Origin of the sequence: Provencibacterium massiliense (assembly GCF_900169495.1) — a bacterium.
Classification (GTDB): Bacteria; Bacillota; Clostridia; order Oscillospirales; family Ruminococcaceae; genus Harryflintia; species Harryflintia acetispora.
Genome location: NZ_FWCH01000012.1, coordinates 946,238 through 970,106, shown reverse-complemented (window position 1 = coordinate 970,106; position 23,869 = coordinate 946,238). Strand labels below are relative to the sequence as shown.

24 protein-coding genes and 1 riboswitch are annotated in these 23,869 nt (G+C 63.1%); of the genes, 17 read left to right on the top strand and 7 right to left on the bottom strand.

The genetic code is table 11. From position 1 onward, the window contains the following. Positions 1–2 precede the first annotated feature (2 nt). From B5477_RS09715 to B5477_RS09705, 3 genes are all read right to left on the bottom strand, one after another. On the bottom strand, positions 3–1,154 hold the full coding sequence (locus B5477_RS09715) for an ABC transporter substrate-binding protein (protein WP_079699502.1): 1,152 nt from the start codon (positions 1,152–1,154) through the stop codon (positions 3–5). Then, positions 1,154–2,050, bottom strand: coding sequence for a hypothetical protein (locus tag B5477_RS09710; protein WP_079699501.1), 897 nt, complete (start codon positions 2,048–2,050; stop codon positions 1,154–1,156). The genes B5477_RS09715 and B5477_RS09710 overlap by 1 nt, the downstream gene beginning before the upstream one ends. Before the next feature lie 120 nt (positions 2,051–2,170). After that, a complete protein-coding gene (locus tag B5477_RS09705) occupies positions 2,171–3,133 on the bottom strand; it encodes a sirohydrochlorin cobaltochelatase (protein WP_079699500.1) in 963 nt (320 codons plus the stop codon). A 194-nt stretch (positions 3,134–3,327) separates the two neighbouring features. Beyond that, positions 3,328–3,507, bottom strand: a riboswitch (cobalamin riboswitch). A 164-nt stretch (positions 3,508–3,671) separates the two neighbouring features. Between B5477_RS09705 and B5477_RS09700 the strand changes: the two genes are divergently transcribed. The 3 genes from B5477_RS09700 (at position 3,672) to B5477_RS09690 (ending at position 7,430) form a co-directional block, all read left to right on the top strand. Next, complete coding sequence (locus B5477_RS09700) at positions 3,672–4,346, top strand: response regulator transcription factor (protein ID WP_079699499.1); 675 nt, start codon at positions 3,672–3,674, stop codon at positions 4,344–4,346. After that, a complete protein-coding gene (locus B5477_RS09695; RefSeq protein ID WP_242942177.1) occupies positions 4,336–5,838 on the top strand; it encodes a sensor histidine kinase in 1,503 nt (500 codons plus the stop codon). Before B5477_RS09700 ends, B5477_RS09695 begins: the two co-directional genes overlap by 11 nt. Before the next feature lie 248 nt (positions 5,839–6,086). Next, complete coding sequence (locus B5477_RS09690; RefSeq protein ID WP_079699497.1) at positions 6,087–7,430, top strand: hypothetical protein; 1,344 nt, start codon at positions 6,087–6,089, stop codon at positions 7,428–7,430. A gap of 46 nt (positions 7,431–7,476) precedes the next feature. On the opposite strand, the gene dtd is transcribed toward B5477_RS09690, so the two are convergent. Further along, positions 7,477–7,938 carry a D-aminoacyl-tRNA deacylase gene (dtd, locus tag B5477_RS09685; RefSeq protein ID WP_079700456.1) on the bottom strand — a complete coding sequence of 154 codons (462 nt, stop codon included), beginning with the start codon at positions 7,936–7,938 and terminating at the stop codon, positions 7,477–7,479. Positions 7,939–8,188: 250 nt separating this feature from the next. On the opposite strand from dtd, the gene B5477_RS09680 reads away from it, so the two are divergent. Genes B5477_RS09680 through B5477_RS09620 form a run of 13 tightly spaced genes read left to right on the top strand, consistent with a single transcriptional unit; the run spans position 8,189 to position 18,646 of the window. Continuing rightward, complete coding sequence (locus B5477_RS09680) at positions 8,189–9,619, top strand: ethanolamine ammonia-lyase reactivating factor EutA (protein ID WP_079699496.1); 1,431 nt, start codon at positions 8,189–8,191, stop codon at positions 9,617–9,619. Positions 9,620–9,635: 16 nt separating this feature from the next. Continuing rightward, complete coding sequence (locus tag B5477_RS09675; RefSeq protein ID WP_079699495.1) at positions 9,636–11,015, top strand: ethanolamine ammonia-lyase subunit EutB; 1,380 nt, start codon at positions 9,636–9,638, stop codon at positions 11,013–11,015. After that, positions 11,015–11,977 carry an ethanolamine ammonia-lyase subunit EutC gene (gene eutC, locus B5477_RS09670; protein ID WP_242942176.1) on the top strand — a complete coding sequence of 321 codons (963 nt, stop codon included), beginning with the start codon at positions 11,015–11,017 and terminating at the stop codon, positions 11,975–11,977. Before B5477_RS09675 ends, eutC begins: the two co-directional genes overlap by 1 nt. Positions 11,978–12,004: 27 nt before the next feature. Beyond that, positions 12,005–12,673, top strand: coding sequence for an ethanolamine utilization microcompartment protein EutL (gene eutL / locus B5477_RS09665; RefSeq protein WP_079699494.1), 669 nt, complete (start codon positions 12,005–12,007; stop codon positions 12,671–12,673). Continuing rightward, positions 12,670–14,151, top strand: a complete 1,482-nt coding sequence (locus tag B5477_RS09660) for an acetaldehyde dehydrogenase (acetylating) (protein ID WP_200806045.1) — start codon at positions 12,670–12,672, stop codon at positions 14,149–14,151. Before eutL ends, B5477_RS09660 begins: the two co-directional genes overlap by 4 nt. 28 nt (positions 14,152–14,179) lie before the next feature. Next, positions 14,180–14,473 carry an ethanolamine utilization microcompartment protein EutM gene (eutM, locus tag B5477_RS09655; protein ID WP_079699493.1) on the top strand — a complete coding sequence of 98 codons (294 nt, stop codon included), beginning with the start codon at positions 14,180–14,182 and terminating at the stop codon, positions 14,471–14,473. Positions 14,474–14,502: 29 nt separating this feature from the next. After that, complete coding sequence (locus tag B5477_RS09650; protein ID WP_079699492.1) at positions 14,503–14,784, top strand: BMC domain-containing protein; 282 nt, start codon at positions 14,503–14,505, stop codon at positions 14,782–14,784. Between the two features lie 7 nt (positions 14,785–14,791). After that, positions 14,792–15,538, top strand: a complete 747-nt coding sequence (locus B5477_RS09645) for a hypothetical protein (protein ID WP_079699491.1) — start codon at positions 14,792–14,794, stop codon at positions 15,536–15,538. Further along, the gene (pduL, locus tag B5477_RS09640) at positions 15,531–16,391 is read left to right on the top strand and encodes a phosphate propanoyltransferase (RefSeq protein ID WP_242942175.1); all 861 of its coding nucleotides are present in this window, start codon (positions 15,531–15,533) and stop codon (positions 16,389–16,391) included. The genes B5477_RS09645 and pduL overlap by 8 nt, the downstream gene beginning before the upstream one ends. A 29-nt stretch (positions 16,392–16,420) precedes the next feature. Beyond that, on the top strand, positions 16,421–16,690 hold the full coding sequence (locus tag B5477_RS09635) for a EutN/CcmL family microcompartment protein (RefSeq protein WP_079699490.1): 270 nt from the start codon (positions 16,421–16,423) through the stop codon (positions 16,688–16,690). A gap of 11 nt (positions 16,691–16,701) precedes the next feature. Then, the gene (locus tag B5477_RS09630; protein ID WP_079699489.1) at positions 16,702–17,052 is read left to right on the top strand and encodes a BMC domain-containing protein; all 351 of its coding nucleotides are present in this window, start codon (positions 16,702–16,704) and stop codon (positions 17,050–17,052) included. A gap of 14 nt (positions 17,053–17,066) precedes the next feature. Beyond that, positions 17,067–17,507: a EutP/PduV family microcompartment system protein gene (locus tag B5477_RS09625; protein WP_242942174.1), complete on the top strand. Its 441-nt coding sequence runs from the start codon at positions 17,067–17,069 to the stop codon at positions 17,505–17,507. After that, on the top strand, positions 17,504–18,646 hold the full coding sequence (locus B5477_RS09620) for a 1-propanol dehydrogenase PduQ (RefSeq protein ID WP_079699487.1): 1,143 nt from the start codon (positions 17,504–17,506) through the stop codon (positions 18,644–18,646). The genes B5477_RS09625 and B5477_RS09620 overlap by 4 nt, the downstream gene beginning before the upstream one ends. A 60-nt stretch (positions 18,647–18,706) precedes the next feature. Here the strand turns inward: B5477_RS09620 and B5477_RS09615 are convergent, their stop codons facing one another. Next, a complete protein-coding gene (locus B5477_RS09615; protein ID WP_079699486.1) occupies positions 18,707–19,330 on the bottom strand; it encodes an ECF transporter S component in 624 nt (207 codons plus the stop codon). An 84-nt stretch (positions 19,331–19,414) separates the two neighbouring features. Further along, entirely contained in the window at positions 19,415–20,179 is a 765-nt protein-coding gene (locus B5477_RS09610) for a type III pantothenate kinase (RefSeq protein ID WP_079699485.1), read from the bottom strand. Between the two features lie 259 nt (positions 20,180–20,438). Between B5477_RS09610 and B5477_RS09605 the strand changes: the two genes are divergently transcribed. Further along, on the top strand, positions 20,439–21,347 hold the full coding sequence (locus tag B5477_RS09605; protein ID WP_079699484.1) for an AEC family transporter: 909 nt from the start codon (positions 20,439–20,441) through the stop codon (positions 21,345–21,347). A gap of 24 nt (positions 21,348–21,371) precedes the next feature. On the opposite strand, the gene B5477_RS09600 is transcribed toward B5477_RS09605, so the two are convergent. Then, positions 21,372–23,459 (bottom strand): glutamine synthetase III family protein, encoded by a 2,088-nt coding sequence (locus B5477_RS09600; protein ID WP_079699483.1) that lies wholly within the window; start codon positions 23,457–23,459, stop codon positions 21,372–21,374. Positions 23,460–23,869 lie beyond the last annotated feature (410 nt).

Below are 23,869 nucleotides of genomic sequence, written 5' to 3'. Positions count from 1 at the left end.
CGTCACCTTAGCTTATACATATAGTGCAGCTCGTCCGGGCCGTCGTCCTCCTGGACGAGCATCTGATGAATGTCCGAAATCATCAAACCGAGCTGGGTCGTCTCCTGGAACAGGTTCTTGTCGGTACACCAGACGTTGCCGTTTTGCACGGCCCTAAAGTCGGCGAGCAGGCCGCATTTGGCGGTCAGCTCGTCGAGGGAGGAGAGCTCCCCGCCGATGGTGCTGTTGTAGATGATGTAGTCCGCGTCCTTGGCCGTCGCGTAGAACTGCTCCATTTCCAGCGTGACCGTGCTGGTGGCCTTTTCGGGGTCGCCCAGGTTCTCAAAGATATAGTTGCCGCCGGCCAGTTCGATCATCTTGGTCACATAGTCGCCCGACTTGCGCGCCACGGCGTAGCCGGACGAGCTGATGTAGAAAAAGGCCACCGTCTTGCCGGTGTTCTCCTCGCTTGCCAGCTCCTCAAGATAGGCCGCCTGCGTATCAAAGAGCCGCTGGGCCTCCTCTTCCTTGCCCAGCAGCACGCCGTAGAGCTTGATCCATTCGGTGCGCCCGAGGGGGTGGCTTTCAAAGCTCGACTGCTCGACGAGCACCGGCACGCCGAGCTCCTCGAGCTTCTCCTTCACCTCGGGAGAGTGGTTGATCATGGTGTTCTCGATCGCCAAAGAACAGGAATTCGAGAGGATCAGTTCGTAGTCCGGGGCGTTGTATTTGCCCGCATAGAGGATCTCCCCGCGTTCCATGGCCTCCTTCGCGTTTTCGATGTACCAGTCCTCGGCCCGGCTCCCGGACAGGCGGATGCTTTGCAGGGAGTCCAGCGCGTCGAAGAGGCACATTGTCGAGGTGGCGACGAGATAGAGGTTTTCCACCGGCTGCTGTAAAACGACGACATCTTCCCCGATCTCCTCGGGGACCTGCTGTCCCTGCGGAACGACCAAGTACCGGCTCCCGTCCGAGATCGAGATCAGGGCGTACCCGCCGCGGTAGTAGTCCACGGCAAAGTTTTTGGCGTACTGCAATTCCATGCTGCGCTCGGGTCGCCAGGCGCCGTCCTGCCCCGCGGCCGGCCCGCCCGGGGAGCTGGACGCGCAGCCGCCGAGCGGGGAAAATGCCAGCGCGGCGGCAAGCGCGAGGGCAAGAAACCGTATCCTTTTCATCACTGCGCCGCCGGCTCCAGGGTCGCCGAATCGAAGTGCAGGGTGTATTCGATCTCGTGCGGCTGGCTCATGGCGACGGTCTGGGCGCTGACCGCCATATCCTCGTCCAGCGTGACGGGGATCTCGAAGGTGGAATTCCCACCCTCGCCCAAGGGGTTATAAGTGGTGCCGTCCACCTTCATGAATTCATAGTAGGGGCTGCTCCACACGAGGGTGGCGACCGCCTTGCCGCCTTCGATGCGGAGGGCGGCCGGGGACTCCACCGACGTGCGGCCGGTACCGCCCGCAAGGGTTACCTGTACCGTGTACTGCCCATCCGGAAGAGTGGGGCAGGAGACGCTTTCGGAAACCGCCTCCTGTGGGATCAAATAGGACTGGAACACCAGGGTGCGGTCGTACCACTGCTCCTTGCGGATACTCCATGCGGCGCAGTCGACTTCCACGTTCAGCGCCGGGACCGGCACTTGATAGGTGTACTTGCCCTCCTCGTTTTCCACGAAGTAGATGCACTTCTCGTCCGTGTCGGCGAGCGCCTGCTCGGCGGTGCCGGGGTAGAGCTTTTCATAGCCGGTGCCGCTGAGGGTCAGCAGGGCCGACATCTCTGCGCCTGCCACGGTGAGCTGCGCATCGACGATGCGGAACATCGACGAGCTGGACGAGACCTCGATTTTGTATGTACCCTCTTTGATCTGGCTGGCGTAGACCGGCTCCGGTTTTTCCTCTTCGGCGGGCTGGCTCTCGCTCTCTGAGGAGGCGTCCGCCCCGCTCTCATTGGCGCTCTCTGCGCTCGAAACCGGCGCGCTCGGCGCGCCCTCGGGGGCCGGGGTCTTGGGGGAGCACCCGGCGGCGAGGATACAAGCCAGCAGGGCGGCCAGCAGGATATGACTTTTTTTCATGCAGACGTTCTCCTTATAAGGCGGCAATTTGCCGAAAAATGTTCAAATATCGTTGTTTGTATTTTACCCCGTCGCGGCGCGGTTGTCAAAGCCGTTCGCGGGGTGCCCGGGCGCCGGCGGTTACTTTGCAATCAGCGCCTTTGCGTGCGTAACGAACATCTTCTGAACCGACTCGTACTGGCCGAGGCCCTTGAGGACGCACTCGACCTCGAAGCCCTCCTGCTCGAAGACATTTTTCCAGGAGCCCTCCTCATCGCCCGCCATGTCGTTGTTGGCGTGGTCGCCCGCAACGATCATCAGCGGCAGGAGGACGATCTTGCCGGCGCCGGAGTCTTTGACGAGCGCCAGAACGTCGTCAAGAGAAGGCGTGGCCTCGACCGTGCCGATAAAGTAATTGCCGTGGCCGGCGGCGCTTATGTGCTCCTGGAGCTTCGCATAGGCGGCGTTGGCCTCGTGCTCGGTGCCGTGGCCCATGAACACGATGGCGGTGCCCTCGGCGTCATACTCCTTCGTCGCAGCGGTGATGGCGGCGGCAAGCTCGTCGTAGTCCGCGTCGGCATCCAGCAGCGGCCGGCCGACTTTGAGGGAATCAAACTTGTCCTGATAGGGGGTGACCTCGGCGACGACGTCGTCGTATTCATAGCCGCTCATCACATGGGTGGGCTGCACCACGACCTCCCGAACGCCGTCGGCGACCAGGCGGTCCATCGCCTCGGTCACATTGTCGATGGACAGGCCGTCGCGCTCCTTCAGCTTGTCGATGATGATCTGGCTGGTGAACGCGCGGCGCACCTCATATTCGGGGAACGCCTGTTGCAGCGCGTTTTCGACCCCGCCGATGGTCAGGTCGCGGTTGTCGTTGTAGCTGGTGCCGAAGCTGACCACCAGCAGGGCCTTGTCCGCAGCGGCGGAGGATTCGGCGGTGGAGGAGCTCTCCTCCTCGCTCCCGGCGGCCGGGCCCGCCTCGGGAGCCCCGCTTTCACTTGAGGAATCCGCTTGGGTGCCGGAGCAGCCCGCCATGGCCAGCAGGGACATGGAAAGGGCCAGGATCAAAGCGGTGATCTTTTTGACGTTCTTCTTCATTTTCTATTCGTTCCTTTCTTTCAAGCTCCTTAGCCTATTTGCCGGCGGGCCGGACAGACGGCCCGCGAAAGGGCAATAAAAAGCGCCCGCGGATCCCCCGCAGGCGCTTGGTCTGAGCACAGATAGAAGACATACCCTCGGTATGCCTCACATATGTCCAGGACCCCGGTGTCCGCAGGGCTGCACGTGCCGCTTTGCGCGGCCGGGAACAGGCAAGTATTCTGGCTTATCGCTTGCATCCATAATCGGATGCCGTGACCGGCGCCTTCCCAAAAAGATTTCAGTGGCGCATGCCGGAAACGACGGCGAAATACAGCAACGGCCTTGCGTGGGATTCTCACCCAGCTTCCATGGCCCATTCCCGCTATTCAGTTCAGGGACAGTATAGCATCGCGCTGCACCCTTGTCAATCCGCGCCAGAAGCGCGCCGCGGTTTTTTGGCCAGTTTTCACGGTTTCATCACAAATCCGTCACAGTCGCTTTTTATAATGAATTATGGTATCATCAGAAAAGGACAGAGTTGTGGCGGAGGGATGACATGTACAGGATCCTGGTGGTGGACGACGAAGAGAAAATTCGTACCATGATCAAAAAATACGCGGTGTTCGAGGGGCACGAGGTCAGCGAGGCACAGGACGGGATGGAGGCGGTGGAGGTCTGCCGCAGCGAAGCGTTCGACATCATCATCATGGACGTGATGATGCCCGAGCTCGACGGCTTTTCTGCCTGCCGGGAGATCCGCAAGTTCTGCGACACCCCGGTGCTGATGCTCTCGGCGCGCGGTGAGGAATACGACAAAATCCACGGCTTCGAGCTGGGGGTGGACGACTATGTGGTCAAGCCCTTTTCGCCCAAGGAGCTGATGATGCGCGTTTCGGCCATCCTAAAGCGCAGCGCGCGGGGGGACGGGGAGCCGCAGCGGGAAATCGTTTCGATCGGCGGGCTGACGGTGGACTTTACCGGGCGGGTGGTGACCATCGACTCGGAGCGTGTAGACATGTCCCCCAAGGAATATGACCTGCTCTTTTACATGGTCAAGAACCGCGGGATCGCCCTGACGCGCGAAAAGCTGATCAGCGACGTGTGGGGCTATGATTTCTATGGGGACGACCGCACGCTCGACACCCACATCAAGCTGCTGCGCCGCACGCTCGGCGGCTACAGCGGCCATATCGTCACGCTGCGAGGGGTGGGATACCGTTTTGAAGAATAAGCGAAAAGAGCTCAGCATCAAATGGAAGGTGTTCGCCTATCTCAGCGCCTTTGTCGGGGCGCTGCTGGTGCTGCTCTGGCTCTTCCAGATCGTTTTTCTGGACAGCTTCTACCAGGCGATCAAAACCCGAGCGATCAAAAGCGCCTCCGAAAGCATAGCCAAGAATATTGACGACAGCGACCTGCAATCCTACCTCGAGGGGATTGCCAACCGGGACGACATCTGTGTGAGGATTCTCTCCACACAGGGGGAGGAGCTCTATTCGGTGGACATCCGCCCGGACTGCATGATCCACAAGCTCCCGGCCCAGGCGCTCGTGGAGCAGTGCTTCGAGAAGGCCGAGGGGAACGGCGGGACGGCCTTTGAGACCTTTTCGACCGATTTCGTCCTTCCTCCGCACGAGGCCATGCGCGACAAGCAGGACGGGGACGGCGGGGAAGAGAACTGGGAGAAGGACCGCCGGGGCTATAAAAAGAAGCGGGAGGTCGTCATGCGCAGCATGATCCACGCCGAGATCGTCACCTTCGCGGACGGCACCGACGCGATCATCCTGTTAAATTCGGTTATCTCCCCGATCAATGCGACGGTGGAGACCCTGCGCGTCCAGCTCGGCTATATCACGGTCATCCTGCTCGTGCTCTCGCTCTTTATCGCGCTGCTGCTCTCCCGGCGGGTCGCAGAGCCCATCATCTCCATCAACGACAGCGCCAAGGAGCTGGCCCGTGGCCGCTACGACACCCGCTTTGGCGGGCGGGGCTACCGCGAGGTCAGCGAGCTGAGCGACACCCTCAACTACGCCGCCAAGGAGCTTTCCAAGGTCGAGCAGCTGCGCCGCGAGCTGATCGCCAACATCTCACACGACCTGCGCACCCCTTTGACCATGATCACCGGCTATGCCGAGGTGATGCGCGACCTGCCGGGGGAGAATACCCCGGAGAATGTGCAGATCATCATTGACGAGGCCAACCGCCTGAGCACCCTGGTCAGCGATGTTCTGGACATCTCCAAGTTCCAGTCCGGCACCCAGGAACTGGCCCCGGGCGAGTTCAGTCTGACCGCGCTGGTGCGCGAGATCATCGGGCGGTACGGCAAGCTGACCGGGCAGGAGGGCTATCAGATCCGCTTCGACTACGGTGCGGAAGTGATGGTGAACGCCGACGAGGTGCGACTCTCGCAGGTAATTTACAACCTCATCAACAACGCCATCAACTATACCGGCGAGGACAAGTCCATCATCGTGCGCCAGACCGTTCATGAGGGCAGGGTGCGACTCGAGGTGATCGACAACGGCGCGGGGATCGCGGCTGACGAGCTGCCGCTGATCTGGGACCGGTACTACAAGGTGGACAAGGCCCATAAGCGCGCCGCCGTCGGCAGCGGGCTGGGGCTCTCGATCGTGCGGGGCATATTGGAGCTGCACCACGCCGACTACGGGGTGGAGAGCACGCCCGGCAAGGGGAGCACCTTCTGGTTTGAGCTGCCGGTGCTCTAGCCGGCGACTGGGATTGCCTGTAAAAAGAATCGATTAAAATTGAAACGGACCGTTAGAAACGATTTCTAACGGTCCGTTTTTTGCTTTCGGAGCTCCACCTTTTCCCACAAGCCGGAAAAAGAGGAGAATTTTTTCTAATTATATCCTCTTCTGGGATGTTTTGCAAGGAATTTGCCGCCAATTTATCCTCTCCCCGGCGGATGGGGATCGTTAGAAATCGTTACTGGCGGTCAAAGGGAGGGCAACCGATGAAAAACAAAATCCCGGCAGTGTTCCTGAGCCTCTGCCTGCTCTGCTCTTTTCCATGCGCCCTGCCGGCGGGCGCGGCGGCCTTTGCGGCCGCGGGGGTGACGGTCGCGGTGCAGGACGGCTACAGCTGCGACTACGGGGTGGACATCCCCTTCACCCGTTCGCCGCGGACGCAGGACTACACCTTCGCGCTCTATGAGGGCCCTGCCGCCGCCGGCGCGCCCGAGGTGACGGCGAAGGTGACGGTCACGCCGGCCTCGCAGGTGGTGATCCATCTGCCGCTGCGCTACGATCCCGCCGGGCCGGACACCTGGACGCTGGCGGTCACGGTGCACGTTGCACCCGGGCGCGCGGGGCTGGACCGGGAGGCGGCGGCGGTCAAGACCTTTGAGACAGCGCCCAGCTGCGGCTGCCCCGCCGGGACGGCCGGGGCCTACTATGCCGGGGACGGCAGCGCGCAAAGCCCCTTTCGGGTCGCAACGCCCGGGCAGCTGCAACATATGAACGCGCATCTCTCCTCCCAGTTTATCCAGACGCAGGACATCGCCCTGACCGGGACCTTCATCCCCATCGGCTCAGCGGAAAAGGCCTTTAGCGGCGTCTACGACGGCGGCGGGCATGTGATCTCGAACCTGAATACCGGCCCGGTCACCGGGAGCGACCGTTCGATGACGGCCAGCGGCCTGTTCGGCGAGACCGGGAAGGTCACCATCCAGAATCTCGGGATCGAGGATTATTCGGTCAAGGGAGAGCTGGCGGCCCCCCTGATCGGCCTTTGCTCCGGGCCTGCGACTATTACCCGCTGCTATACCCGCAACGGCAGCGCAATGGGAGGCAGCAGTACGAAGGGCGCCATGCCCTCGGCGATGGTGAGCTACCTGCACGCGTCGGCCTCGGCTTCGCTGCGCATGACCGACTGCTACGCGGTGGGCGGGGCGGTCACTTCCTCCAGCGCCGCCGGCGGGCTGTTGGGCTTCGGGCAGTCGGGTACCCCGGCGGTCTTCACCAACTGCTTCACTATCCTGAGCAGTATTTCTGCCGACGAGTCCAGCGGCAATTATGGCAGCGGCGGGATCGCCGGGGTGGCTTACAGCAGCACCTTCCGCCCCACGAACTGCTGGTTCCTGTCGGGAACACCCGCCTATGCCGTCGGCGCCTACCGTTCGGTCAGTGCGGCCGGCCCGTCCACCACCCCGTCCGGCACCGAGGGAACGGCGCTCGGCGACTTTAACGGCCTTCAGACGCTCGGGCTGCCGTCCGACGTGTGGGAGATCAAAAGCGATACGGTTAACGGGCGGGGAAATATCGCCTATCCGCATCTCAGGGTGTTCGGGGAACCGTAAAGGACAAGTGGGAGGGGCCTATGCAGGCCCCTCCCACTTGCGATTATCAATTCTTTTTCGGCATGATCTCGTCGGTATCCATTATTATGGTGACCGGCCCGTCGTTTTCCAGGGCGACCAGCATGTCCGCCCCGAAGCGCCCGGTGGCGGTTTCGATCCCCGCACGCCGCACGGTTTCCACAAACCGCTCGTAGAGCGGGATAGCCCGCTCGGGCCGCGCCGCCCCGATGAAAGAGGGACGGTTGCCCTTTTTGCAGTCACCGTAGAGGGTGAACTGCGAAACCACCAGCACCTGCCCGCCAACGTCCTGGAGAGCGAGGTTCATTTTTTCTTCCTGGTCCTCGAAGACCCGCAGCCCAAGGACCTTCGCGGCCAGGTAGTCGCATTCGCGTTCGGTGTCTGTTCCCGAAACCCCGAGCAGCACCAAAAATCCCTGCCCGATCTCGCCCGAAACCTCCCCATCGATCGTCACCTTTGCGCTGCGCACCCGCTGGATCACTGCCTTCATGTTGATCATCCTTCCTTTTTCTAAAGCCAGAGGGGCCCGGCTTTCGTCCTGATACAATATGCTGGTATTGTACCTTCTTTTGCGCCCCTTGGCAAGAAGGCGGGAAAAGGAGACGGGGAAACTTGTTTTTTGGGGCGAAATGGTGTAAGATAAAGGACGGGTAATTTTATCTTTATAAGGAGCAACGACGCTTAAACAATAACTTCTTGTTGTTTAAGCATTTTTTGTATGTGGGCGGGGAGGGAAGCGGTTGGACAGTGAATTGCTCAGCGTGGGGATCGACGTGGGCACCTCCACCACCAGCGTGATCTTTTCTTCCCTGCTCGTGCGCAACACCGCCTCGGGCTTCACGGTGCCCGCGCTCTCGATCATCGACAAAAAAATCGTCTACCGCGGCGGGATCCACGTAACCCCGCTGCTGGACGAAAGCCATATCGACGCCGGGCGGGTGAGAGAGATCGTTGCCGGGGAATACGCCAAGGCCGGGATCACCCCCGCCGAGGTAAGCACCGGGGCGGTCATCATCACCGGGGAGTCCGCGCGAAAGGAGAACGCCGCCGCTCTCGCCGCCTCGCTCGGGGAGTTTTGCGGGGATTTCGTGGTCGCCACCGCGGGCCCCGACCTCGAGTCGATCATCGCAGCCAAGGGCGCCGGGGCGCAGCAGCTCTCGCAGCAGCGCGGCTGCACCGCCGTCAATCTCGACATCGGCGGTGGGACGAGCAACTTGGCGGCGTTTTGCTGCGGGGAGCTCTGTGCCAAGGGGTGCTATGACGTCGGCGGACGGCTGGTGAGGACCGACGAGGCGGGCGCAATCACCTATGTCAGCGAGCGGCTGCGGCCGCTGCTCGAGGAGCTTGGGTTTTCCCTCCCGCTTGGAGCGCCCGCCGGCGAGGAGGGGCTGCGCGCCCTCACCGACCGGATGGCCTCGCTGCTCGGCGAGGCGCTGGGGCTGCTGCCGGCGACGGACCGGCTCCCGCCGCTGCAAACGGCGGGGAGCAGCGCGTTTTCTTTAAAGCAAAAAATCGACGCGCTGTCCTTTTCAGGCGGCGTCGCGGATTATATCTATCACCCGGCAAAGGATTGGCGCCGCTACGGCGACATCGGGCTGCTGCTGGCCGACAGCATCCGCGAGAGCGGATGGTTCCGGTGCTGCAACGTGGTGCCCCCGCTCGAGACCATCCGGGCGACGGTGGTCGGGGCGGGAAGCTATACCACCACGCTCAGCGGCAGCACCATCTTCTACAGCGGCGAGGGGCTCTTCCCGCTCAAGAACGTGCCGGTGCTGGCGCTGGATCCCGGGACGGAACGGTCATGCCTTGCCGGGGAGTGCGGCGCGCTGCGGGAGCAGGCGCGCTGGTTTTTGCAGCAGAGCGACGCGGACAACCTGTTTTTCTGCCTGCGGCAGACGCAGAACCCCAGCTACCGCGAGGTGGGCGCCCTGGCGGGCGCCCTGGCCGGGGCGGCCGAAGAGCTGCCGCCGGGCCAGCCGCTGCTGGTATTGACGCGATACGACTTTTCAAAATCCCTGGGGCTTGCACTTTGGCGCCTGCTAAAGGGCCAAAGGCCGGTGGTTTCGATCGACAGCGTGCAGGCCGGGGAAGGGGATTACCTGGATATTGGGAAGCCGCTGATGGACGGGATGGCCGTTCCGGTCGTCTGCAAGACGCTGATCTACGGCTGACGGAGGAGGAAAAGGTTTGAGACTGAAAACGACGCTGGCGGGCAGGACCTACGAGTTTAAGACGGTCAAGGAGGTCCTGGCCAAGGCCAACGAGCAGAAGAGCGGCGACGTGCTGGCGGGGCTGGCCGCCGGGAGCGACAGCGAACGGGTCGCCGCCAAGGAGGTTTTGAGCAACCTTCTTTTGAGCGATCTGCGCAACAGCCCGGCTGTGGATTATGAGATCGACGATGTGACGAGGCTGATCCAGGACGGGGTGAACGAGCCCATTTATAATTCGATCCGGGGCTGGTCGGTGGGCGAGCTGCGCGAATGGCTGCTCGACTACCGCACAAGCGAGGAGGACATCAAGCGGATCAGCCGGGGATTGACCAGCGAGATGATCGCCGGGGTGGCGAAGCTGATGAGCAACCTCGATCTGATCTACGCCGCCAACAAGATCCGCATCCACACCCACTGCAACACCACCATGGGGGTGCGCGGCACCCTGTCCACGAGGCTGCAGCCCAACCACACCACCGACAACGTCGAGGGGATCACCGCCTCGCTCTACGAGGGGCTCAGCTACGGGGTGGGGGACGCGGTGATCGGGCTCAACCCGGTCAACGACACCGCGGCGAGCGCGGCACAAATCCTCAAGCGCTTCAACGAAATTAAGAATGAGTGGCAGATTCCCACCCAGACCTGCGTGCTCGCGCATATTACCACCCAGATCGAGGCGATCCGCTCGGGCGCCCCGGCGGACATGATCTTCCAGTCCATCGCCGGCAGCCAGAAGGGGAACGAGGCCTTCGGCTTCGGAATCGAGACGGTCAAAGAGGCGCAGGAGCTGATGAAAACAAGAGGCACCGGCACCGGACCGAACGTGCTCTACTTCGAGACCGGGCAGGGGTCGGAGCTCAGCTCCGACGCGCACTACGGCACCGACCAGGTCACCATGGAGGCGCGCTGCTACGGCTTCGCCAAGGCGTTTCATCCCTTCATGGTCAACACGGTGGTCGGCTTCATCGGGCCGGAATACCTCTACGACAGCAAGCAGGTCATCCGCGCGGGGCTGGAGGACCACTTCATGGGCAAGCTCACCGGGATTCCCATGGGGTGCGACTGCTGCTATACCAACCATATGATGGCCGATCAAAACGACATCGAGAACCTCACCGTGCTGCTCGCCAGCGCCGGGTGCACCTATGTCATCGGGGTGCCGGCGAGCGATGATGTGATGCTCAACTACCAGTCCAACTCCTACCAGGATGCGGCGGCGGTGCGGGAAATCCTCGGCCTGCGCCCCATCCGGGAATTCGAGTGCTGGCTCGAGCGCATGGGGATCATGGAAAACGGGAGGCTTACCCCCGACGCGGGCGATCCGACCATCTTTACCATGAAAGGGGGCGCGCGCTGATGGAGGACATTTTGGAGATGATCACCAGGGCCGTGATGAAGGAGCTGGAGAATCTTCCGCCATCCGGCGCGGCGCAGGTTGCCGCGCCCCCCGTGGAGGGGCCGTCGCAGGCCGCCCCTCCCGCGCAGGAGGCTTTGCGGGATTTGAGCGGCGGCGCATTGGTGGATCTGACCAGCGACGCGATGGTGGACTTGACCAGCGCTGCGATGGTGGACTTGACCAGCGCTGCGCACAAGGCGGTGCCGACGCTGCAAAATCCCCAAAACCCCGAGGCGCTCGCGGGGATGAAAAGGCGCACCCCGGCGCGGATCGGGGTGGGCAAGGCGGGGCCCCGGCTTCGCACCGACACCATGCTGACCCTGCGCGCCGACCACGCGGTGGCGCGGGACGCGGTCTTTCGGGACGTGGACCCGGCGCTGCTCGGGGAGCTGGGGCTCTTTTCGGTGCAAACGCTCTGCCAGGACCGCAACGAGCACCTCACCCGCCCCGACCTTGGGCGGCGGTTTTCTCCCGAGACGACAAATGAGCTGAAGGCGAAGTGCCGGCAGGCCCCGCAGGTACAGATTTACCTCTCGGACGGGCTGAGCAGCCAGGCGGTGGATGCGAATGCCAGGGACATCCTTCCCTCCCTCCTCGACGCGCTGCGCGACTACGGGATCACGGCCGGGACGCCCTTCTTCGTGCGCTTCGGCCGGGTTCCGGCGATGGACGCCGTCAGCGAGGCGCTGGGCGCCGAGGTCACCTGCGTGCTGATCGGCGAGCGGCCGGGCCTGGCGACGGCGGACAGCATGAGCGCTTATATCGCCTATAAGGCCACGGTCGGCATGCCCGAGGCGCGCCGCACGGTGGTTTCCAATATCCATAAAGGCGGCATCCCGGCGGTGGAGGCAGGCGCGCACATCGCGGGGCTGATCAAAACCATGCTGGAACGTAAAAAGAGCGGCGTCGAGCTGCAACTATAGCGTTTGGTGGAAAGGAATGTTCAGAAGATGACAGGCGATAAGATTAAAACCACGGTGCTCAGTACCCGCTTCCTGCCCAACGCCGACGGGGCGCTGCTGCAGGCGCTGGGCGTGCCGGAGGGCTGCCGTTCGCTCGGGATCATCACCACCGACAGCGACGACGTCTCCTATGCCGCGCTGGACGAGGCGACCAAGAAGGCGAGGGTCACGGTGGTCTACGCGCGCAGCATGTACGCGGGGGCCAGGAACGCCTCCACCGCGCTGGCGGGGGAGTTCATCGGGATTCTGGCGGGCGAGGACCCGGAGGAAACCCGCAGCGGGATCGAAGCGGCGCTGAGCTTTATCGAGCGCGACGCCGCCTTCTACAGCGCGAACGACGACGATTCGGTGATCTACTTTGCGCACTGCATCTCCCGCACCGGAAGCTATCTTTCGAGGGAGGCGCAGATTCCCGAGGGCGAGGCGCTGGCCTATCTCATCGCCCCGCCCGCCGAGGCGGTCTGCGCGCTGGATGCGGCGCTCAAGGCGGCGGACGTGGAGCTGCGGCTCTTTTACGGCCCGCCGACCGAAACCAACTTTGCCGGCGGGCTGCTCACCGGCGAGCAGGCGGCCTGCAAGGCGGCCTGCAACGCCTTCGCGCAGATGGTCTGCGCGGTGGCCGCCCGCCCGAGTGAGAGAGAGGAGGGGGCCCGTTGAAGCTGGACCGCGATTTACAATCCATCCAGGAGGTGCGCGAGCTGATGATCGCCGCCCGCCAGGCGCAGCGCGACCTTGCCGGCTGGGACCAGCGGCAGATCGACCGTCTGGTGGAGCAGATCGTTTTGGCCTGCGAGCAAAACGCCGGGCGGCTCGCCGAGCTGGCGGTTGAAGAGACCGGGTTCGGGATCGCTGAGGACAAGGTGCTCAAAAACCTGCTTGGTAGCCGGACCGTCTGGGACTACATCAAGGACATGAAGACCGTCGGAATCGTGAGCGAGGACAAAGCGCGGGGGCTGATCGAGGTGGCCGTCCCGGTCGGGGTGGTCGCGGCGCTGATCCCCTCCACCAACCCCACCTCGACGGCGATGTTCAAAACCATCATCTCGCTCAAGGCGGGCAACGCGATCGTTCTGAGCCCCCATCCGAACGCCCAGGGGTGCATCAAGGAGACGGTGGCGGTCATGCGTCAGGCGGCGAAGGCGGCCGGCGCGCCCGACGGGCTGATCGGCTGTATCGAGACCTGTACCATGCAGGCGACGAACGAGCTCATGCGCCATAAATTTACCGGGGTGATCCTGGCCACCGGCGGCGGGGCGATGGTCAAGGCGGCCTATTCCTCGGGCAATCCCGCCATCGGGGTGGGCCCGGGCAACGGCCCGGCCTACATCGAGCGCAGCGCCGATATAAAAAAGGCGGTCAAGCGCATTCTGGACAGCAAGACCTTCGACAACGGCACCATCTGCGCGTCCGAGCAGTCGGTCGTGACCGAGGGCTGCATCAAGGAGCGGGTGGTCGCCGAGCTCAAAGACCAGGGCGCCTGGTTCATGGACGCCGAGCAGTCGCAGCGGGTCGAGCGGCTGATCATGCGCCCGAACAACACCATGAACCCGGCCATCGTGGGCAAGAGCGCGACGACCATCGCCAAGATGGCGGGCATCACGGTGCCGCAGGGCACGCGGGTGCTGATCAGCGAGCAGAGCACCGTGTCGCCGCGCAACCCCTATTCGCGCGAGAAGCTCTGCCCGATTTTGGCCTTTTACACCGAGGAAAACTGGGAGCGCGCCTGCGAGCGGTGCATTGAAATCCTCGAGAACGAGGGGGTGGGCCACACCATGACCATCCACTCGGAAAATGAGGAGGTCATCCGCGAGTTCGCGCTCAAGAAGCCAATCTCCCGCCTGTTGGTCAATACCCCCGGGGCGCTCGGCGGCGTGGGGGCCACCACCAATCTGGCCCCGGCGCTCACCCTCGGGTGCGGGGCCGTCGGGGGGAGCGCAACGTCGGACAACGTGGGGCCGATGAACCTCTTAAACATCCGGCGGGTCGCCTGGGGCGTGCGGGAGCTGGAGGACCTGCGGTCCGCCGCCCCCGCGGCGGCGCAAAGAAGCGCACCGCCTCAGATGAGCGAGGCGGACATCGCGCGGATCACCAAGGAAGTCATCAAAAACCTGCAGGCGCAGGGTTATCAGCTATAAATCATAAATTACTTTGGGAGGAATACAGATGGCAGTCAATTTACAGGCATTGGGCATGATCGAGACCAAGGGTTTGGTCGCTTCAATCGAGGCGGCGGACGCGATGGTGAAGGCGGCGAACGTCACTCTAATCGGCAAGGAGCATGTGGGCGGCGGGCTGGTGACCGTGATGGTGCGCGGGGACGTCGGGGCCGTGAAGGCGGCGACCGACGCGGGCGCTGCTGCGGCCTCGAAGGTCGGAGAGCTGGTTTCGGTGCATGTGATCCCGCGCCCGCACGGCGAGGTCGAGGCGATCCTGCCGCAGGTACCGGCGGCGAAATAAAACGGTTACTTTGAAAGGGGTAAAATACAATGGCTAATTTACAGGCACTGGGAATGATCGAGACCAAGGGACTGGTCGCTTCGATCGAGGCGGCGGACGCGATGGTGAAGGCGGCGAACGTCACTTTAATCGGCAAGGAGCATGTGGGCGGCGGGCTGGTGACCGTGATGGTGCGCGGGGACGTCGGGGCCGTGAAGGCGGCGACCGACGCGGGCGCGGCGGCGGCCTCGAAGGTCGGGGAGCTGGTTTCGGTGCATGTGATCCCGCGCCCGCACAATGAGGTCGAGGCGATCCTGCCGGCCGTGAAGTAACATCTTCATGGCTGTTTACCGGGAGGACACCATCCGGCAGATGATCTTTCGGGACCATCTGTCTGAAATCCATGTCAAAAAAGAGGACTATGTCACCCCCCAGGCGCGCGCCTACATCGAGGACATGCGCTTGACGCTGGTGGTGGAGGGGGAAGCGGAAAACCCCGACATCCACCCGGCGAAGGAACAGCAGGGCGGAAAATATGTCGGCCTGGACGGGAACGTCTACCGCGAAAAGCCGGAGCAGATGACCCATCTTTACGGCAACACGCTGGTGGAGAAGACCCATCCCAGGATCGTGCTGCGCGGAAAGCTGGATACCCTCGAAGCGCAGATCATCTGCCTGCAGGCGTGCTGCGGCGCCCGGGAAAAGCTGGTCCGCGATCTTGACGAGGCGCTCGCCTTCACACGCCGGATCCTCTCCTGTGAGGTTACCGGCAAGCCGCTGGGGGCGGGCCGTCTGCTGGGCCTTGACGAAGGCGGGCTGCGGGAACAATCCCACAATCCGCAGAAGTATTTCGGCTTTGGGCATATCCTGCCGGACCATCGGCTCGGCGGGGTCTGCGCGGGGCTCAACCTGTTGCGCGCTCTTGCCAGAGAAGCGGAGCTCGCGGCGGTGGCAGCCTTCTGTAAAGAGGGACAGGTGCAGCGCGGGGACCTGCTGCAGGCGCTCAACCGCCTGAGCAGCGCCTTTTATATCATGATGTGCCGCCAGAAGGCGGGGCAGTACGGGGAGGAAACAGAAAATGGATGAGGGCATGGTGCGCGCGATTGCCGCCCAGGTGGCCGGGCGGGTTTTGCAGCAGTCCGGGAATGCCGGCAGGAGCCTTGGCGCGGTGCCGCTCGAAATCTCGGCGCGGCACGTCCACCTCTCGCAGCAGGACGTCGAGGCGCTGTTCGGTCCGGGCTACAGCCTAAGTGAAAAGCGGCCGCTCTCCCAACCGGGGCAGTTCCTCTGTAACGAGCGGGTCACTTTGCTGACCCCGAAGGGGGAACTGCGCGCGGTCGCGGTGCTCGGCCCCGCGCGGGAGCACACCCAGGTCGAGCTGTCGCAAACCGATGCGCGTGCGCTTGGGCTGCAGGCCCCGGTGCGCCTTTCGGGCGACACGGCGGGCTGTCCCGGGATACACATCATGAGCGAGCGCACCGTGGTTTTCGCTCCCGAGTCGGTGATGGTGGCGCAAAACCATATCCACATGGCCCCCGCGGATGCGCAGCGCTTCGGGGTGCACGACAACCAGCGCGTGCGGGTGCGCGCCATGACCGCGCGGCCAATCACCTTCGAGGATGTGGTGGTGCGGGTCAGCGGGCAGTTTTCGCTCGCCATGCACATCGACTTCGACGAGGCCAACGCCTGCCTGTGCCAAAGCGGGGACAAGGGCGAGCTGCTTTGCGGCGGGACAATGCCGGTAAAACCGCCCGAACTGCCGGAGCCGGTATGCCGTGAAGCCGCCCCGGCCGCGCGGCGGCAGGTGATCTGCGAGGAGGAGGCGAAGCGGCTCTGCGCTGCGGGCGAGCGTACCCTGGCCCTGCAAAAGGGAACGCTCTTGACCCCCTCGGCCAGGGATGTGCTGCGCGAACGCAAGATCGACGTGCGGTACGTCTAACATGAAACAATAACGGAAGGGTGAAGACGATGATAATCGGCGAGGTGATCGGCAACGTCTGGGCGACCAAGAAGGAGCCGGCCTTAAACGGGCTCAAGCTGATGGTGGTACGGGAGCTGACCCCGGACGGCAAGCCCGCGGGCCCGACGCTGGTGGCGGCGGACGTGGTGGGCGCCGGGATCGGCGAGCGGGTACTGGTGGTTTCGGGCAGCACGGCCCGGCGCGCGGTGGGGCAAAGCGAGCCCCCGGTGGACGCGGCCATCGTCGGGATCATCGACAGCGTGGAGGCAAAATGTTGAAGGATGGTCTCATGATGGACGAGAACAAGCAGCGCGTCATCCAAGAATACGTGCCCGGCAAGCAGGTCACCTTGGCGCACCTGATCGCGCATCCGGTCGAGGACCTGTATAAAAAGCTCGGGATCGCGGGGGAGCACGGCGAAGCCATCGGGATTCTGACCATCACGCCCAGCGAGGCGGCCATCATCGCGGCGGACGTGGCGACCAAGGCGGCCGCCGTGGCGATCGCCTTTGTGGACCGGTTTTCCGGGTCGCTGGTGGTCACCGGGGACGTGGAGAGCGTCGAGGCCTCCCTCGGCGCGGTGCTCGGCCTGCTCTGCGGTACGCTGGGCTTTTCGGGCGCGCCCATCACCCGCTCATGAGCGAGGCGAGGATCATGCTGGTGGGGCGCACCAGCTGCGGAAAAACCAGCTTCTGCCAGGCGATGAGGGGGCAGGAGCTGCGCTACCAAAAGACCCAGATGGTGCAGGTTGTGGGCAGCGCGATCGATACGCCCGGGGAGTATATTGAAAACCGCAGCCTTTACCGGGCGCTGGTAGTCACCGCGGCGGACGCCGACCTGATCGTGCTGGTGCAGTCCGCCACCGACGAGCAGAGCGTCTTTGCCCCGGGCTTCGTGTCGATGTTTCAAAAGCCCGCCATCGGACTGGTGACGAAAGTCGACCTGGCGCCGGATACCGCGTGCAGGGAGAGGGCCGCGCAGTGGCTGGGCCTGGCGGGCTGCGGGCAGGTTTTCATGGTGAGCAACCTCAGCGGCGAGGGCGTGCGGGAGGTGCTCGCCTATCTTGAAGGCTTGGGCTGGGAGGGAGACAGATGAACACATTTTCACTAAAAACCAAGGTTTATACCGGACCGGGCTCGCTCGAAGCACTGAGAAACCTTTCGGCGCGCTCGGCCTTCCTGGTCTGTGACCCGTTCATGGTCCGCTCGAAGATGGCGGACCTCGTGAGCGGCCCGCTCGGGGAGCGGGGGATCAGCTGCCGGGTGTTTTCTGAGGTGGTTCCCGATCCGACGGTGCAGGCGGTGGCAAAGGGCGTCAAGGCGATCGGGGAGGTACTGCCTGACCTGGTGGTGGCGCTGGGCGGCGGCTCGGCCATCGATACCGCCAAGGCGGTGCTGAAAATTTATACCGGCGGCGGGCAGGCGCGCCCGTTCTTTGTCGCCATCCCCACGACCAGCGGGACCGGCAGCGAGGTGACCGCCTTCTCGGTGGTGTCCGATCCGGGAAAGGCAGTCAAATACCCGTTGGTGGATGAAGAGATGCTCCCCGATATCGCGATCCTCGACCCAGCGCTCACCCTGAGCGTGCCGGCGGCGGTCACTGCCGATACCGGGATGGATGTGTTCACCCACGCGCTGGAGGCCTATGTCTCCCCGCAGGCGACCGACTTCACCGATGCGCTGGCGCAGAAGGCGATCACGCTGGTCTGCGAAAATCTGCCGCAGCTTTACCGCGACGGGAAGGACGAGTGCCGCCGCGAGCGGCTGCACAACGCCTCCTGCATGGCGGGGATCGCCTTCAACGAGGCAAGCCTCGGGCTCAACCACGGGATGGCCCACGCCCTGGGCGGGCGGTTCCATATCCCCCACGGGCGCAGCAACGCCCTGTTGCTGCCCGATGTGATTTCCTACAACGCCGGGCTCATGGGGAACGAATGTCCCGAGAGCCTGCGCGCGCGGGCGCGGTACGCCGAGCTCGCAAAAATGCTCGGCCTGCCGGCGGCCAATCCGCTAGCCGGCGCATATAACCTGATCGGCACGGTGCGCGGGCTGCTGGATACGCTCTCCTTCCCCAAGGGGATCGCCGGGACGGGGCTCGGGCGGCAGGAGTTCGAGGAGGGGCTGCCCGATCTCAGCCGGGCGGCGCTCGAGGACCGGTGCACCGGTGCCAACCCGGTGCCGGCGGCCTTGGAGCAGATCGAGGCAATCTACCGCCGGGCCTATCTCGGGCAATAAATGGTATAAAAAAGCAGGCTGCCGATGGAGTCGGCAGCCCGCTTTCTCTCTATAGGGCGGTTATTTCTTTAAGTATTTCAGCAGCGGCCGCGCAACCGCCGCGCCCAGGACCGAGGCCACCAGCGCTTCGATCACCCCGTTGAGGGCGATCACCCCGCCAATGAAGCCGAGCAGCGCCTCGAAGGTCATGTTCTTGGCCGCCGCATAGCTGGGGCCGAAGAAGAAGTAAATCCCCCCCATCACCAGGATGGTGTTGGTCATCGACCCGAGGAAGCCCGCGAGCACACAGCCGAGCGTCTGGGATTTGTGATGGCGGCAAAGGAGGCCGAAGACCGCCCCCGCGACCACCCCGATCAGGATGCGCGGCAGGAAGGCGATCAGCAGCGAAAGAAAGCTGCCGCTGTCCGAGCCGGGCACCGGGACGAAGGGGGAGAAGACGAAGGAAAGCGGCGTGGGGGAGAAGGTGTTGGTCAAGAAACTGGTCAGCCCGAAGCAGAAGCCGAGCAGCGCGCCCTTTTTGGGACCGAGCAGGATCGCCCCGATGATGACCGGGATATGGATGGTCGTCGCGCGGATCGGCCCGACCGGGATGTACCCGAGGAAGGGGACCAGCGCCAGCAGCGCGATGATCGCGATGAGCAGCGAGGTCTGGGTGAGCTCGGTGACCCTTTGGTTTGTTTTCATAAAGTCCTCCTTGCTGTCGCTCCCGCCGCTGCGGGATGCAACGCATGTTTTTGCCGGGTAGCCCCCCGGCGGGGACGGGAAGCGTCAGGAGTTGCGCAGGTAGATGGCCCGCAGCCCCAGGAGATTGAGGTTCGGCTCGTGCGTGACCTCGCTTTCGCAGCAGGGGACGATCTGGCCGGATAACCCGCCTGTCAGGATACAGGTCAGGCTTTCGCCATAGATCGCCCGGTAGCGCGAGATCAGCCCGTCCGTCATCGCCGCCGCACCGTAGACGGCGCCGCCCAGCATGGCCTCCTGGGTGTTTTTCCCAAGCAGTGCGCCGGGAGGGGCCACCCCCAGCCGGGGCAGGCAGGCGGTGCGCTCGGCGAGCGCGTCCAGGGAAATCTGCACCCCGGCCATGATCGCCTTGCCCACCAGGGCCCCGCTCCCGTCCAGGGCGGCCACGGTGGTCGCCGTGCCGAAATCGAAGATCACGCAGGGCGGCTGCCAGAGCTGCAGCGCCCCCACGGCGCCGCAGACCAGGTCCGGCCCGGTCCCCACGGGATTGTCGATCTTGAGGTTGAGCCCGGTCTTGATCCCCGGGCCGACGGTGAGCACCCGCGGCGCGCCGATGAGGTGCAGCGCCTCATCCAGCACCGGCAGCAGCAAAGGCACCACCGAGGAGACGATCGCCCCCTCGAAGGAAACGCCGCCGAACCCGTACAGGGAGAGCAGCTCGCGCAGCTGCGCGGCATAGAGCCCGGCCGTGCGCCGCTCGTCGGTATCCAGGCGCAGCACGAAGGAGAGACGCTCCCCTATGAAGCCGCCCGCCTTGATCTGGGCGTTGCCGATGTCCACCGTCAGTATCATACCGCTCCTCCTTTGATCCCGTTGACTGCATTATACCCCCAAAAGGGCCCCAAAAGCAAGAAGTCGGGAAAAGAGAGAAAGAATTCTGACGCACCGCCCCGGCATTTTCAACATAATCTCTTTTGAAATGCGAAAAATCTTGGTTTTCTTTTGCCGCTTGCGCCGGATGCTTCAATTTGCTATAGTAAATATGCGAGGATCGCGTTACAACCCAGGTGGATGTAACGCGATTTTTTGTTTCAGGAGAGGAGTATGGAAAATGGATATTTGGCTTCAGGCGGCAATTTATCTGGCGACGATGTGCCTCGGGTTCCTGCTCAAACGGGTGGGCATCTTTCAAAGGGAGAACAGCAGCGTCTTTGCAAGCATCATCTTTTACGCCACCCTGCCCGCGCTGGTCGTCAGCAGCTACGCCGGAGTGGAGGTGACGCTGTGGTTCATGGTCGCCTTTTCCCTGGGGATTTTCAGCAACCTGTTTAACCTTGCCGCCGGCGCACTGGCCTCGCGGGGAAGGAAGCCCCAGGAGCGGGCGATCTATTTCATCAACACACCCGGGTTCAACCTCGGCGGGATCGCGATTCCCTTCCTCCAGTCCTTCTATCCGGCCGGCGTGCCCTACCTGTGCATGTTCGACACGGCGGACTCCTTTTTCACGATGGGGACGACCTACTCCATCGCCAAGCTGCTCTTCGGGCAGAAAAAGGGGATCCTGGCACAGCTGCGTGAAATCTGCCGCTCCCTGCTGAGCTCGGTCCCCTTTATCGCTTACCTGTTCATGACAATTATTTCACTGCTGCACCTATCCCTCCCCACCCCGGTGATGGAGCTGGCGGGCTTTGTCGGCAAGGCGAACGCGCCGCTGGTGATGCTCATGCTGGGCGTCTCGTTTGAGCTGCAAATCAAGAAGGAGGATCTCAAGGACATCCTCTCCATCCTGGGATTGCGGCTGGCCTGCAGCGTGGCCCTGTTCATCTTCATCCTGTATTTCCTGCCCGGCCCCGCCCTGATGAAGCAGGTGCTGGCCGTCTGCGTCTTTGCGCCGATCCCGAACCTGTGCATGATCTATTCGCACAAGATCGACAGCAATTCGTCGGTCGCGAGCACGCTCAACCCGGTGGCTATCATCCTGTCCATCATCTTCATGTCCGTCGCCATGTCGCTGGTTTGATTGAGCGGACCGGAGCGGCGCGGCTCAGATGCCAAAGAGCAGCTTGCCATAGGTCGGGAAGGGCCAGTACCTCCCGCCGATGAGGAGCTCCAGCTCGTCGGCCGCGGCGCGCAGCTCCCGCATGTCGCAGAAGACCACGTCCTTGTAGCAGTCGGCCTGCGCCTTCAGGTCCCCGCGGCTTTTGACGCCCAGCAGGTCGCTTTCCAACTTCCTGGCCTTTTTGTATAAACCGCTCCCCAGTGACGAGAGCTCCGAAACAAGCTCCCATTCGAGGTCACAGTCAAGGTCGGCGTCCAGTGCCTTTTTGGCCGCGGCTCCCTCGCACAGGTCCTTGGAATAGGCGCAGACCGCGGGGATGATGTCCTTTTTGACCATATCCAGCATGGCAAGGGCTTCGATGTTCAGCGTCTTGCAGTAGTTTTCAAGCAGGATCTCATAGCGGGAATGCATCTCCGCTCCACTGAAAATATGATGCTTTTGGAAGAGCGCGATATTTTTTTCTGTGACCAAATAGGGCAGCGCGTCCACCGTGGTCTTGAGGTTTAGGAGCCCCCGGCGCTTGGCCTCGGCCGCCCACTCGTCGGAATAGTTGTTGCCGTTGAAGACGATCCGCTTGTGCTGGCGGTAGGTGTCCCGGATGAGGTTGTGCAGCTCCGAGGGGAAGTCCCCGGCCCCTTCAAGGATGTCCGCAAACTGACAGAGCGCCTCGGCGACGATGGTGTTGAGCACGGTGTTGGGCCCGGAGATCGAATGGGTCGAGCCGAGCATGCGGAACTCGAACTTGTTGCCGGTGAAGGCGAAGGGCGAGGTGCGGTTGCGGTCGGTGGCATCCCGTGGGAAGCGGGGCAGCACATGGACCCCCACGCGCAGCTCCTCCTTGGTCTTGGGGTCGCAGCTGGAGCCCTGCTCGATCGAATCGAGCACCCCGGTCAGCTCGTCGCCCAAAAACATCGACACGATGGCCGGCGGCGCCTCGCTGGCGCCCAGGCGGTGGTCGTTGCCCGCCCCGGCGACCGAGACGCGCAGCAGGTCCTGGTATTCGTCCACCGCCTTGATGACGGCGCACAGGAAAAGCAGGAACTGCGCGTTCTCGCCGGGGGAGTCGCCCGGCTCGAGGAGGTTGAGCCCGGTGTCGGTGCAGATCGACCAGTTGTTGTGCTTGCCTGAGCCGTTGACCCCGGCGAAGGGCTTTTCATGCAGCAGACAGGCCATGCCGTGGCGGCGGGCGACCTTCTTCATCATCTCCATGGTCAGCTGGTTGTGGTCGGCGGCGATGTTGGTGGTGGTGAATATGGGGGCCAGCTCGTGCTGGGCGGGGGCGACCTCGTTGTGCTCGGTCTTGGCCGAGATGCCGAGCTTCCAGAGCTCTTCGTCCAGATCCCGCATGAACTCCTTGACCCGCGGCTTGATCGCCCCGAAGTAGTGGTCCTCCAGCTCCTGGCCCTTCGGAGGTCTGGCACCGAAGAGGGTGCGCCCGCAGAAGACCAGGTCCTTGCGCTGCTCATAAAGCGCGCGGTCGATGAGGAAATATTCCTGCTCGCACCCGACGGTGGTGTTGACCCGGCCCGCCTCGGTGCCGAAGAGCCGCAAGATGCGCATGGCCTGTTTGCTGAAGACCTCCATCGAACGCAGCAGGGGGGTCTTTTTGTCCAGGGCCTCGCCGCCGTAGGAATAGAAAACGGTGGGGATGCACAGGGTGCCGTCCTTGATGAACGCATAGGAGGTGGGGTCCCAGGCGGTGTAGCCCCGCGCCTCAAAGGTGGCGCGCAGTCCGCCCGAGGGGAAGGAGGAGGCGTCCGGCTCGCCTTTGACGAGCTCCTTGCCGGAGAACTCCATGATCACATTGCCCTCTGCGGTGGGGGAGATGAAGCTGTCGTGCTTCTCGGCGGTGATTCCGGTCATCGGCTGGAACCAGTGGGTGAAATGGGTCGCGCCCTTCTCCACCGCCCAATCCTTCATGGCGTTGGCGACCACATTGGCGAGTGCCGGGTCGAGCTTCTTGCCGGTCTGCATGGTGCGCCGCAGCGCCTGATAGGTTTCGCGCGGCAGGCGCTCCTTCATCACGCTGTCCGAAAAGACCATGCTGCCGAAAATCTGCGGGGTGTCGGCCATACTTGGATTCCTCCTTTACGCGGTTGCAAAATACAAAGGCGCCGCAGGAATATCCCTGCGGCGCCTTTGCCGTCCTGCGGACATTATAGTCCCGGACGGGCGGCCTTGTCAAGCATGTGTTTTGTGTATTTGCAGCATTTGTAAAATCTTGCTGCAAAATAAAACATGTTACCAGAGTTCTACTATTTAAATTCCACAATCTTGCAGCGCATAGATTAAAATCCTGCAAAATACGTTGACAAAGGCTTCACCATGCGGGTATAATAACAGCATGAACAAAGGCGTTCATCAAAGGATATGCCGGACTGGGCGTACCCTTTGATGAGCGCCCTTTATTTGTGTGGGCGGGGCCCGCGAAAGACGAAAGGGAGCGGCCGGAGGTCCGCTGTTACCCGGCCCCTACCGGCGGT

Coding starts and splice junctions, on each gene's coding strand:
- B5477_RS09715 (WP_079699502.1), bottom strand. CDS start 1,154: ATGAAAAGGATACGGTTTCTTGCCCTCGCGCTTGCCGCCGCGCTGGCA.
- B5477_RS09710 (WP_079699501.1), bottom strand. CDS start 2,050: ATGAAAAAAAGTCATATCCTGCTGGCCGCCCTGCTGGCTTGTATCCTC.
- B5477_RS09705 (WP_079699500.1), bottom strand. CDS start 3,133: ATGAAGAAGAACGTCAAAAAGATCACCGCTTTGATCCTGGCCCTTTCC.
- B5477_RS09700 (WP_079699499.1), top strand. CDS start 3,672: ATGTACAGGATCCTGGTGGTGGACGACGAAGAGAAAATTCGTACCATG.
- B5477_RS09690 (WP_079699497.1), top strand. CDS start 6,087: ATGAAAAACAAAATCCCGGCAGTGTTCCTGAGCCTCTGCCTGCTCTGC.
- dtd (WP_079700456.1), bottom strand. CDS start 7,938: ATGAAGGCAGTGATCCAGCGGGTGCGCAGCGCAAAGGTGACGATCGAT.
- eutC (WP_242942176.1), top strand. CDS start 11,015: ATGGAGGACATTTTGGAGATGATCACCAGGGCCGTGATGAAGGAGCTG.
- eutL (WP_079699494.1), top strand. CDS start 12,005: ATGACAGGCGATAAGATTAAAACCACGGTGCTCAGTACCCGCTTCCTG.
- eutM (WP_079699493.1), top strand. CDS start 14,180: ATGGCAGTCAATTTACAGGCATTGGGCATGATCGAGACCAAGGGTTTG.
- B5477_RS09650 (WP_079699492.1), top strand. CDS start 14,503: ATGGCTAATTTACAGGCACTGGGAATGATCGAGACCAAGGGACTGGTC.
- B5477_RS09645 (WP_079699491.1), top strand. CDS start 14,792: ATGGCTGTTTACCGGGAGGACACCATCCGGCAGATGATCTTTCGGGAC.
- pduL (WP_242942175.1), top strand. CDS start 15,531: ATGGATGAGGGCATGGTGCGCGCGATTGCCGCCCAGGTGGCCGGGCGG.
- B5477_RS09635 (WP_079699490.1), top strand. CDS start 16,421: ATGATAATCGGCGAGGTGATCGGCAACGTCTGGGCGACCAAGAAGGAG.
- B5477_RS09630 (WP_079699489.1), top strand. CDS start 16,702: ATGATGGACGAGAACAAGCAGCGCGTCATCCAAGAATACGTGCCCGGC.
- B5477_RS09625 (WP_242942174.1), top strand. CDS start 17,067: ATGCTGGTGGGGCGCACCAGCTGCGGAAAAACCAGCTTCTGCCAGGCG.
- B5477_RS09620 (WP_079699487.1), top strand. CDS start 17,504: ATGAACACATTTTCACTAAAAACCAAGGTTTATACCGGACCGGGCTCG.
- B5477_RS09615 (WP_079699486.1), bottom strand. CDS start 19,330: ATGAAAACAAACCAAAGGGTCACCGAGCTCACCCAGACCTCGCTGCTC.
- B5477_RS09610 (WP_079699485.1), bottom strand. CDS start 20,179: ATGATACTGACGGTGGACATCGGCAACGCCCAGATCAAGGCGGGCGGC.
- B5477_RS09605 (WP_079699484.1), top strand. CDS start 20,439: ATGGATATTTGGCTTCAGGCGGCAATTTATCTGGCGACGATGTGCCTC.
- B5477_RS09600 (WP_079699483.1), bottom strand. CDS start 23,459: ATGGCCGACACCCCGCAGATTTTCGGCAGCATGGTCTTTTCGGACAGC.